Genomic DNA, 11,617 nt, shown 5'->3' on the forward strand with positions numbered 1-11,617 from the left:
AAGTGAATACTAGTTATCACGGCAATAAGCAGTAAGCATGCCATGAACTTTCTTCTGCAAAATCAGCCAGGTAGGATGATAGTAGTATACGCCGATACAATTTTTTGTTTATCGAGCCAAAAAGTTGGATATAAATCCAAGAAGTTGGTCGGTGTTGGCTGTGGTCTTTGTGTACGGTACCTGTTTAGTTGAAGCGATACATATGGTGTTTTTACCCGTGAACACATTCGTAGTGGGCACGTTGTGTATGTAATAGTTCTAAGACGGTTTTGCCCCAAAATGAGTTAGAGCAATTGGTCCATTGATGTCACTTTTTCACAATTTTGCATAACATAATTTATGAGATATCTGGATTAGGGTCGATGAAGTTAAAGTTCCAAATTCTATGGTTTCACAGTTACTCTAGTTGTGCAAACATCAGCATATTGCTAGTCTATTCACCTTAAAAACAGTAGCCTACTGAGATTTCTACTTTTGTAAAGTCAGAACAGGTACGTTTTGAAATAGTCCGTTTTTTATGATGACGGTATAATTTGTTAGCATTTAAGGGTAGATAAAAATGGAACCAATTACATTGGCAATTGGTGGGGCGTCATACTACGTTGCTGTCAAGTTTGTAGACCAATTTATATCTCAGGAGGGATATGGCTGGTTTCGAAAGCAGCTTTTTCCTAAGGAAAGGTATGTAGACAGGCTCTATCAGCTTATCGAGGAAACCGCTTTAGAGTTTGAAGTTGAATATCCAACAGATTCAGACAAGGTTCCGTTCTATCAATCTAAGCAATTATTTGACGTGCTAAACGAATATACTTTGTTTAAAGAGTTTCCTGATAAAGCTGAGGTAGTGAATAAGTTTAGTGATTGTCCTAGTGTGCTTCCTCCAACTCAAAAACAACTTGAATGTTTTTATGCGATTCTAGCGCTTAAAATAAACAAGTGTACAACGTTAAAAAAGCTCCATATCGAAGAAAGTTATAAGGAAAAGATATTCGATATCAATGAAGAGCTGATTCAAATGAAACTTCTATTACGCTCTATAGACGAGAAGCTCACGTTTCACCTAAGTGATGATTGGTTAAATGAGAAAAACAGACAGGCAATAGCTGATTTAGGTGGACGATACACACCTGAATTAAACTTAAAGTTAGAAATAGCAAAGATCTTTGAGGGTCTTGGGAGAACTCAAGATTTTTCAGAACTCTTTTTTTCACATATAGATAGCTTTCTGATTAAAGGAAACAAGCTCTGTAGGTGTGATGAAATATCCTCACAGCAATCTGTAATATCTAAATCTCTAACTGAAATTACAACCTTATACCAAGCAATTGATTTTTCTATATTAACTAAAATACCAACAGATGAACTTTGTAACAGTATTACTTCCTGCAACAATGCAGTAGCAGAATCTGAATCGGTACTGTGGAAACTGCGTGAAGAAGCAAAAGCAGCCGGAGAGTCTAATTATTACAGTGATAAATACTCATCAATTTTAAGGGAACTTAGGGATTTTGATTATGAGTGTAACAAGTTAAGTACTTTCTTAAACTCCATAACAGTAAACTTGTCGAACAATCCGTTTTTACTTCTTGAAGGGGAAGCTGGCATTGGTAAGTCTCACTTACTTGCAGATGTTGTTGAAACAAGAATTAAAACTGGTTCTCCATCTCTTTTCTTATTAGGGCAACAGCTCACTTCTGATGAATCTCCTTGGGTACAAATTTTTAAAAGGTTACAGGTCGATACCACATCCAATGATTTTCTAGAAAAGCTTAATTTATATGCTCAAAAAAATAATAAGAGAGTTTTGATATTTATCGATGCGATCAATGAAGGGAATGGCAATAAGTTTTGGGATGATAATATAAATAGTTTTGTTGATGAGATTAAACAATTTGATTGGCTTGGTTTAATAATGTCAGTTAGGTCAACGTATAAAAATATTACCATTTCTGATGAGAATGTATCACGAAATAACTTTGAAACTCATGAACATATTGGATTTAAAAACATTGAACTGGAAGCTGTTAATTTATTCTATGACAATTACAATATAGAGAGACCCTCTTCTCCTAACTTAAACCCAGAGTTCAAAAACCCATTATTTTTGAAATTACTATGCGAAGGAGTTAAGAAAAGTGGATTAAGTAAAGTTCCAGTAGGTTTTCATGGGATATCTAAAATTCTCAGTTTTTTCATTACTGGTGTCAACAAGTCGCTTGCATCACCTAAAAAGTACAGTTTCGATTCCAGCTTTCCATTGGTTAATGACGCATTAAATGAATTAATCAAGCTTAAGGTGGGCTCAGGGGCTAAGAGTATACCTCTTAAAAATGCGCATGTTGCCGTCCAATCTGTTGTTCGAGACTATGTTAACGATAAAACTTTTCTTAACGCATTAATAGATGAAGGGTTGTTAACAAAAGGAATTACTCGAAATGACGAAAACGTTGTTGAAGAGGTAGTATATATATCTTTTGAAAGGTTTGATGACCATTTAACAGTAAACTACTTACTTGACGGCGTTGAAAATATTGAAGATGAGTTTAAGGCGGGAGGCCGTCTAAGAAGTTACTTTAAAGAAGAGTATGACTTTTACTACAACCAAGGAATTGTTGAGGCTCTTTCGATTCAATTGCCTGAAAAATACGGAAAAGAACTCTATGAGTTACTGCCAGAGTTCAGTGAGCATGATTACTTAATAAATTCTTTTATTGATAGTTTAGTTTGGAGAGAAATTTCTGCGATAGATTTCGAAAAACTAAAACCGTTTATAAATAACAACGTGCTTCAGTTTAGGCGTACATTTAGCGACTTTTTAGAAATGCTGATTTCAATTTCAGGTATTGAAGGACACCCATTTAATGCTAATTTCTTACATTATTGGTTATCTAAGCATTCCTTGCCAAACAGAGATGCATTTTGGACTACTCAATTAAAATATAAGTATAGTGAAGACTCTACGTTCAGGCATTTAATAGATTGGGCTTGGGATGACTTTGATAAGAGTTACATATCTGATGATTCAATTGAGTTAGTTGCTACTGCGCTTTGTTGGTTTTTCACTTCAACCAATCGAGAATTGAGGGATTGTTCAACTAAAGCTTTAGTTAACTTGTTAGAAAATAGAATTCCAGTATTGGTTAGGATAATCGATAAATTTGATGCCGTAGATGATCCTTATGTTTGGGAGAGAGTGTTAGCTGTTGCCTTAGGTTGTGTACTGCGAACAAAGGATCATCATGAGCTAGGCGCTGTAGCTGAAATAGTTTATACAAAGGTCTTTGATACAGAGGATGTATATCCACATATCCTCTTAAGAGACTACGCAAGAGAGATTATAGAGTATGTTTCACACCTTGGATTGATAACAGAAAAGATTGAATTGTCTAAAACTAAGCCCCCATACAAAAGTGAATGGCCTGATGACATACCAACTAAAGATGAGCTGAAAAGTCTTTATGATCAGAAAGACTACCGGGAATTGTGGAGCTCAGTTATGGGGGGGGGTGACTTCTCTAGGTACACCATAGGCACTAACTCTAATCATTCAGATTGGTCTGGGTGTAGATTTGGCCAATCCCCTGTAAATAGGAAAGAAATATTTAAAAAATTTAAGAGCGACTTATCGGAAGAACAGCTTGAGTTATTTAGTTCATTAGACCCTATTATTTATGCTGAAGACTCTGATGATTTGGTTATAGGTGAAACTATAATCCGAATGGGAGTCGCTTTAGGCAGAAAAACAGAAGAAGAGCTACTTTCGAATAAATTAGTTTTTAAAAATGCTTTACCAGAAAACACTTTAACTATTTATGAAAGAGATATTGAACCATACCTTGATCATAACAACAATTTATTAGATACAGATGCTCATTTTGATCTTAGGCTAGCTGAATGTTTTATTTTTAATCGCGTAATAGATCTAGGTTGGTCTCCTGATAAGCATGGTGATTTTGATAAAAGCATTGGCACAGGCAGGGGACGGCATGAATCCCATCAAGAACGAATAGGTAAAAAATACCAATGGATTTCATTTCATGAATTTATAGCAAGACTTTCAGATAATTACATCCGCTATGAGGGATACGGCGATGAGCGAAAAGAGTCTCCTTACCTAGGCCCTTGGGAACCCTATGAAAGGGATATAGATCCAACAATTCTGCTTAAAAATACAGGAGATAAATGCATACCTCTTGAAGATAAGTGGTGGGTTAGTAAAGAATCTTTTCAGTGGGATTGTACTTTTGAAAATTGGGTAAAGGATACTTCTACGTTGGATAACCCGCAGGCGTTGATTGAAGTAAAAGACAATAATGGTGCTGACTGGCTTGTTCTGGAAAGTTATCCGTCTTGGAAAGAGCCTAAAGAAGTAGGTAAGGAAGACTGGGGACACCCACGGAAAGAGGTTTGGTGTCATCTTAGAAGTTACTTAGTTAAGTCATCTGAATATGAACATTTTAAAAACTGGGCTGCAAGCCAACATTATATAGGGCGATGGATGCCTGAAAGTACAGATAGATATCAGTTGTTTAATAGGGAGTATTACTGGTCAGAGGCTTTTAAGTTCTTTAAATCTGATTACTATAGCGGCGCGGACTGGGTGACAGTTACAGACAAAAAGACAGGGACTAAGATTGCTGATGTTGGTGTTACTACTATCGGTTATCGTTGGGAAGAAGAGTTCGATCAATCAAAGGCTGAAACTTTAAGTTTTCTTAAACCAAGCTCTCTAATTTTTGACAATATGAACTTAAAACATGGTTCTCAAGAAGGTAGCTATATCGATGAGGCTAACAATGTTGTTTGTTTTGCTGCTGAAGCTCTACACGATACAAAAGCACATTTATTGGTAAAAAAAGAACCATTTTTGAAGATGCTAAAGGATAATGATTTGGAGGTTGTTTGGACTTTGTTAGGTGAAAAAGGTGTGATTGGTGGCTCTTTTTCTTCGAACCATAATTATGGACGTATAGAGTTTAGCGGTGCTTTTTACATTAATGAAGATCACATTGAAGGAAAGCATAAGATTTTCACTACAACCTGTAGTGGATAAGAGAATGTGGCCAGCGACATTTAGGCTGGCCACATGGTAGCAATACCAAAAGCAATCCGAAAAGTCAGAGTGCTTTATTGTTCGTAACTCGGAATTGTCCAGAAACGTGTTTAAATGGGACCGCTCAATCTGTGGATGCTCAAGACAACCATTATGATACTTTATTACTAAGTTGTAGCGTGACTCAGACTTTGTAGTAGGAATTAGTATGAAACTTTATTCCTCTCCTATAGCAATATAAACAATCTGTCAGATTTTTCAGATTTTTCAGATTTTTCAGATTTTTCAGATTTTATCTCCCTCAGGAGACCAAACTGACAGATTGCATTCTCACTAATTCACACAACCCAATACATTCAAATACACTTAACCTCAAGTAGCTCATTAAAATCGCTGAAATAATTCTCCAGCTCTAGCAACTTTACATTCCCTGGTCGCTCTGAGTACCGCTTTGTACGTGCTCCAAATTCTATTGTCCCTTTCCCAAAGCGCGTATTAATGCAGTCGATTGCTTTGCTTAATTTATGGTTATTAACCTCTGGTTCAAATAGATCTGCTTGCTTGTGTTCTGCGTCGATTAAACTAGTAAGGCCAACTCCAACCTTATAAATGCGCGTTTTTGTCGGTTGAGTAGGAATAAGGTCACCCTGAATAGCTCTCAAAGTCTTTAGACCTACAGAGGTATCGCATACACCGTAACTGAAGTGTATGCTCCGGCTAGCCTTAAACTGCTCCTGAGGATCGTCATGTATGGATGTGGACACAAATGCTGTTATAGCCAGGGCTTCTGATTTTTGCGCTCGTAATTTAAAAAATGCCTCTGCAAGGTGAAGAGATAATTCCGACATTATGGACTCCCTTGATTGTAAACGGTCCCGGTATGAGCTGGTGGACCAAATTCGTTGCTTCTTAGGTCGTGTGTCGTTCCAATTGTAGACAGGTGTGGCATTTAACTCATGGATCGTGTTGGCGACGGAAATCGAAAAGGCTTTTTGCATTTTTTTAGGATCTTGGCGAGCTAAATCTAACGCGCTATAAATGCCCATATGAGAAAAGTGTTTAGATAGCTTCCTGCCTACGTTCCAAACCTCTGAAACAGGTACCTTTTCTAATGTCTGAATCAAATTGTCTTTACTAATGACAAATACACCGTTACTACCCTGAAGTTTTTTGGCTGCAAACGAAGCCAGTTTTGAAAGAGTTAAACTAGGACCAATCCCGACTCCTGTAGGAACACCCGTTGTTTTCCAAATGTGTTCACGCCAACGCCAAGCTTCGCGTTCCAGGTCAATGCCATTCTTCAGTAGCTCCGTAGTCTCCACCCAAGATTCATCGACGCTGTAATGAAAAATGGGTAGCCCCTCGGAAACATCTATAAGTGATTGCTTAAAGTTCCTAGATATCTGCCCTAAGGTATTAAAATTACACTTAAATATTGCGCCATGATGCATGGCAACTTTAGAGTCGATTTCCCAAATAGGAGAGAACTTGGGTATCCCAAATTCCTTTATATTTGCTCCGGCAATACTAATACCTTGGCCTGCTGACACGAGTACTGGTTTCCCTTTTAAACCAGGATGAAATTGAGCACTACTGTGCGCATAAAATCCTGTTCCGTCTATTAGTGCGAATGATTTATCGGCCACGAAGTTCTCTCCGGTAAATTCGGATAGCCATAGAGACACAGCCGTAAATGCGAATTTCGTCACTTGATGATAGATAAACAGATCTGAACTTTGGGTTGTCGCTGTATGCTTTTTTCAGTCTTTTGTTCAACCTCTTACATACCAATTCACCATTTAAAGCCATGATAACGGGATGATCTTCTTTAAATGAGAGGCTGCGGTTAAGGAGTAGCAAATCTCCGTTATCAATGATTGGTAACATAGACTTACCGTTTGCACGCATCAATACACATGTATGTTGTTGCTCAGGAGGTATTAATAACTCATGAAGGTCGAACTCTTTCAATGAGTTATGAATAGGTATCGAATAGCCTTTTCTGTACCAATGAAAACGAGCAGATACAACGCCTTGAACTACAATATCTTCTTGCTTTTGTATCTCTTGAAATGACACAAGAGCGTTTTCGCCAAGGTATTCAACCAAAATACAGTCGTTTGCTTCAGGTTGAAGGCTTGAGTCAACAAGCAGGTAATCGCCATCTGAAATACCGAAGTAAGGTACATCTTGATGAGCAACAGTTAATTTGGTTGCGCTAGGATGATGAACTAGCTGTTTTGACAATGACAGGGATTTACGGACACTCCCGCTTGTTGGGTCTTCAAAGCCTGTTATGCCGCAATTTATTGACTGATCAAATATTTGTAAAACACCCATTTTAAAAACACGTCTGACTGCTGTATGTATATACAGTAATTATATATCCAGCTATGTACTGGTGCAATGTAAGGAAGAGCATGAGCTATTGGGATGGTTAGATGGCCTGGTGCACATCTGTGAACCATAGGTTTTTGAGTATACGATTCATGAGCATGGAGAGACACTGTAATTGCACTATAGATTCGAGTAGTAAGGTATAAGCCCGGTGGTACGGTAAGGTTTTGTAGCACCATAATGCAGCGTTAAAAGAGAAAATGGAGGCTTCATTGAGTGTAAAAAAAGACAATCACTTTTTACCTGAGATGTATCTAAAAAATTGGTGCAACGAGCAGGGTAAGGTATTCCACTATAGGAAAGTTGTTCAACACGAGAATGTGCCATTATGGAAGGACTACTATCCATCAGCGATCGGTTACCATAAATATTTGTATGTAAACACTCAAAACGGTAGCCCAGATGATATATTAGAAAATTGGTTCGATTCTAAGTATGAATTTCCTGCCAGTAAGTCGATTGAGAAAGTAGCTCGCAATGAGAAGCTTACAAGGAATGATTATAAGAAATTAGCTAACTTCGTTGCACTTCAGGACTTACGGACTCCAAAGCGTTACCTAGAGCATTTAGAGCGTTTCAATGAAGTGGCACTTAATGAAGTGGTCAAAGATGTCCTTAAAGAGGTTAAATCAAAAATACCTCCGGGTTATAAGCCTGATGGGAAGGCTCGTTACCATGATAGCTTACCCTTAAGAGTGGAGATCATAGACAATGCTAAGGGTGAGTTTGTAGTAAAAGTTACATCTTTGGTTGGAAGAGCTTCTTGGTTGTGGTCTATAAAACATGTCCTTACCACTGTTGCTGATCAACTACATAGAAACAAGTGGACCATACTCCTTCCTGCTGAGGGGATGAGTTGGTATACGTCAGACAATCCAGTGGTACGGTTAAATTATGAAGATAGCAAAAATTATGATTTTAATGGTGGCTGGGCAAATCCAAACAGTGAGGTCATTTTACCACTGGGACCAAGGCATTTGCTGTATACACAAGTTGGAGTTTCTCCTCCAATTCCAAGAGGTACAAAACTTACGCGAGACCAAACACATAAAATTAACCGAATGATAGTCGAGAATTGCCATAACTGCGTAATATCCCATGAAGAAAGGGGAGGCATCGAGTTGTTGCTCCCTAGGGTTGTAGATAGAGAACAAGTTGAAGCCGAAAGGGAGCATTGGAAAAACTGGCATTTAGCCCACCAAGGCGCAGAATCTGTGTTTTACAGCGATTACTACACTTAGCAAACTGTTTAATAATGGCTCAGGGTGGTACATGGCGTTTGTTAAAGGTGTAGAGGAACTATGTCGGGAAATTAGAGATGAGGGAATAGTTCCGACTACACCATCTACATGCAAGCAATTTAGCTTATAGTTAGCCTAGGGAGATGTTAAATGCCTCCGTATGCCACATCACTTATTTCGTTTAGGTAAGGGGATATAATTTTCTCAGGTGGACTTGTGAATGAGTAATCTCTTAGGATGACTTCTAAGTTCCTTGAAAAATATTCACATTGTGATGAGAAAAGTGCTTTAGGTTCATTGATAAGGTCAAGAGTTAAACTGACTGCTGTATCCATGCTGGTATAACCATTTTTATGGTCTTTGATTAAATTACCAAAGAAATAATTGTCGTGAGGCTGAGCTGCTAAGTTTGAATGGAGTGCATGAAATGCGTTCACAATTGCTGTTATATTTCTTCTATTTGCGAGCTTATCCGGATTAGCTCGATAGTTTTGCTGGGCACGGAATGCAAGTTCATTCAAGTCACGTGAAGCTGAAAACTTTTGGGAACTTAATTGATTTTCTCTTATAAAGATTTTGGTTATAAAGCTGAGAATCTTCATTATTTATAAGTACCTAGTTATAAGTTAATAAAAGGTCTGGAAGCCTTACAATAGACTCTTAGTTTTAATAGTAAAGTTTTGATGCTGTTTCCAGTTCACATTAAAGCAACTCAGTGGTCTGAGATGAATAGTATCGATATCATAAATTACATACCAATTTGGGAACTATTCTTTAAAAGCTTTCTACTTGAGTTCAAGTTGATGTGATTTAGGTTTCAATGTGAACATTTAACTAGCCATAATGGCTTTTCTGGCAGTTAAAGCGTAGATCGGCATTGTTGATAATGATAACGTATTGAAAATATTGATATAATCATATTTTTATAGTGTAAGTATGATCCTATGAGATATGAATCTGCCCCTGTTACCCCAGAAGAAAGCCGGAAACCACAAAAGAGCTCTTCGCTCGTCAGCAACGAGAGCGTAGAGCTGAATTAACTCCTTCAGCAAGCGATGGAAAATCGTGAGAGGGTTCTTAGAGATAGAGAAAAAGCAGGGTTAGGACCTACTTCTCTAGGATTGAATGCTCCTCAGCTTCTCAGTGACTCAATAGGATTACAGTGTTCACTTGGGGATGAAATGGCTAAAAACCACCAGCATGTGTTAATTACAGATTTAGAGGATGCACATAAAATATTACATAACGTTTGGCTGGAGTCTGGTAAGGATGTCGCTGCTATCGCCTTGAGCATTAACACCGTTAAGTCTTGGTTCAATCACACAGAGCCTATGTTTAATGCGATATCAATTGCTAAACAGTTTGGCGATCTAGGCGTTAAAGCTGATTTGGTAGAAAGCCGAGGTAAATTATTTGTCGCATTTTCAGGGACAAACGAGAATGGCAAAGTGCTACGGCATGCGTTTGTCAATGGTACTCGGCTTAATATGAATGGTAAGAAGTACCCTCTAAATTCATTTAAGTCGGTGCAAGCAGGCTTTAGTCCTCAATCTAGAACTGCAAACTTCAAAGGTGCGGGTGCCTTAACCTTTGTGGTGTCCGCTAGTCTAGCCACCAGCGACTTAGTTTTTAAAGACGACTATCACTTAGTGGATTGGTTTGGCAATGTAGGTGCCGATATGTTCAAATTCATGTTGCAAACAGCAGCTGGTGAAGTTCTGTTATTTGCTACGGCAGCTCTGGGAGCTCCCGTAATGGTTGGTGCGCTATTTGTTACAGCAACATATGTCTTAATTGAGGTTGTTTGGGGTGAATACAAAGTTTCTAATCAAGTCGTAAGGATGCTTGAGAATGTCACATAAAACAAGATTACGTTTGGCTGGTATCTTTGTTCTTTTGTTTGGGATAATTTGTTGGGGCTATCCATCTTATGTAGTCTATAGAGACTATCTTGAACTACTGAATAAAGCAGACACTGTTCAGCTATCCGTTCTAACTCTGTGGGTGCCGATTGGATTATTAGGGGCGTTAGGTTGTATTTTTTTTATGGCCCCAAAAGCTATGTTGTGCGGGAAAAAAATCAATGAAATTTACTCTCAAAGTGCAATGCAGCTAGCTAATAAAATCTGTGTTTATTTTGCCTTGGCTGGTGTAGCCTTTGCCGCTGGCTGGACGTATCACTCAATTGATCTCTTACAAAAGTATGGGTATGTATATAGCCGAGATTTAACCAATATCACTCCTACGGGAATACATTTGAAATACGTTAGAGCAACTCATTGACCAAGAACGTCTCTAATCCTCACTAAGAACTCTTCTAACAAGCGTAAGCTTACTACTTACGCTTGGTCTAATTCCTTCCGAGAGCTCCTCAACCTAATCGGCTATCTAGAGCATAGACACGAAACTATGAACCTCTTAGTTGACTGTGGTTGAGTATCGCGCTCATTATGCATAGAAACGAGTACAATTTGGTAACCTTAAGCTTTAAAAAATTGTTTACTAGGAGTGGTACAACATGGATAAAGAACTATCTGGGGTAGAGAAGCTTCGTGATGGGGCCAATTATCTTCGCAAAGTTATCGGTATCAGTACTGAATTTCTTAGCTCAATACAGAAAAGAATGGGGTCTCCCAAAACTCTCTTGGATACTTTTGTAAGAGTATACTTTTCTACCTTTGGTTGTATTTTGATTGGGGTGTATTTCGTGATGATGATATTAAAGCCATGGTTTGATGGTGGTGGAAATTGGTCATATGTCCAAGAAGTTTGGTCTCATTGGCAAACTCTGAATGCAGCAATGATTGCTTTTACAGCAAGCTTATTGGCGGTTTATGCGGCTAAATATCTGTCGTAAGACAATAAAGATTGAAACTAAACAATAAAGTTTGAAACTAAGACATTAAAGTTGAAAACTTTTTAAACC

The 11,617-nt window shown here is 38.1% G+C and carries 7 protein-coding genes and 1 pseudogene; 5 read left to right on the plus strand and 3 right to left on the minus strand.

From position 1 onward, the window contains the following. The first annotated feature begins 559 nt into the window (after positions 1–559). Positions 560–5,053 carry an AVAST type 2 anti-phage system protein Avs2 gene (gene avs2, locus R7H07_RS21045; protein WP_077284313.1) on the plus strand — a complete coding sequence of 1,498 codons (4,494 nt, stop codon included), beginning with the start codon at positions 560–562 and terminating at the stop codon, positions 5,051–5,053. A gap of 356 nt (positions 5,054–5,409) precedes the next feature. Here avs2 and R7H07_RS21050 read toward each other — a convergent pair whose 3' ends face one another. Then, a complete protein-coding gene (locus tag R7H07_RS21050) occupies positions 5,410–6,699 on the minus strand; it encodes a nucleotidyltransferase (RefSeq protein WP_176043454.1) in 1,290 nt (429 codons plus the stop codon). Continuing rightward, on the minus strand, positions 6,689–7,393 hold the full coding sequence (locus tag R7H07_RS21055; RefSeq protein ID WP_025767122.1) for a S24 family peptidase: 705 nt from the start codon (positions 7,391–7,393) through the stop codon (positions 6,689–6,691). The genes R7H07_RS21050 and R7H07_RS21055 overlap by 11 nt, the downstream gene beginning before the upstream one ends. Before the next feature lie 269 nt (positions 7,394–7,662). On the opposite strand from R7H07_RS21055, the gene R7H07_RS21060 reads away from it, so the two are divergent. Continuing rightward, complete coding sequence (locus tag R7H07_RS21060) at positions 7,663–8,691, plus strand: DUF4238 domain-containing protein (protein WP_176043453.1); 1,029 nt, start codon at positions 7,663–7,665, stop codon at positions 8,689–8,691. A 146-nt stretch (positions 8,692–8,837) separates the two neighbouring features. Here the strand turns inward: R7H07_RS21060 and R7H07_RS21065 are convergent, their stop codons facing one another. Beyond that, positions 8,838–9,293, minus strand: coding sequence for a hypothetical protein (locus R7H07_RS21065; protein WP_025767120.1), 456 nt, complete (start codon positions 9,291–9,293; stop codon positions 8,838–8,840). A gap of 342 nt (positions 9,294–9,635) precedes the next feature. Between R7H07_RS21065 and R7H07_RS21070 the strand changes: the two are divergent. From R7H07_RS21070 to R7H07_RS21080, 3 genes and pseudogenes are all read left to right on the plus strand, one after another. After that, a pseudogene (locus R7H07_RS21070) lies at positions 9,636–10,553 on the plus strand (hypothetical protein). Then, positions 10,543–10,974, plus strand: coding sequence for a hypothetical protein (locus R7H07_RS21075; protein WP_077284305.1), 432 nt, complete (start codon positions 10,543–10,545; stop codon positions 10,972–10,974). The pseudogene R7H07_RS21070 and the gene R7H07_RS21075 overlap by 11 nt, the downstream one beginning before the upstream one ends. A 235-nt stretch (positions 10,975–11,209) precedes the next feature. After that, positions 11,210–11,548: a hypothetical protein gene (locus tag R7H07_RS21080; protein WP_318128774.1), complete on the plus strand. Its 339-nt coding sequence runs from the start codon at positions 11,210–11,212 to the stop codon at positions 11,546–11,548. Positions 11,549–11,617 lie beyond the last annotated feature (69 nt).

Source organism: Vibrio sp. Vb1127, from assembly GCF_033338735.1.
Classification (GTDB): domain Bacteria; phylum Pseudomonadota; class Gammaproteobacteria; order Enterobacterales; family Vibrionaceae; genus Vibrio; species Vibrio alginolyticus.

Coding starts and splice junctions, on each gene's coding strand:
- avs2 (WP_077284313.1), top strand. CDS start 560: ATGGAACCAATTACATTGGCAATTGGTGGGGCGTCATACTACGTTGCT.
- R7H07_RS21075 (WP_077284305.1), top strand. CDS start 10,543: ATGTCACATAAAACAAGATTACGTTTGGCTGGTATCTTTGTTCTTTTG.
- R7H07_RS21080 (WP_318128774.1), top strand. CDS start 11,210: ATGGATAAAGAACTATCTGGGGTAGAGAAGCTTCGTGATGGGGCCAAT.
- R7H07_RS21055 (WP_025767122.1), bottom strand. CDS start 7,393: ATGGGTGTTTTACAAATATTTGATCAGTCAATAAATTGCGGCATAACA.
- R7H07_RS21065 (WP_025767120.1), bottom strand. CDS start 9,293: ATGAAGATTCTCAGCTTTATAACCAAAATCTTTATAAGAGAAAATCAA.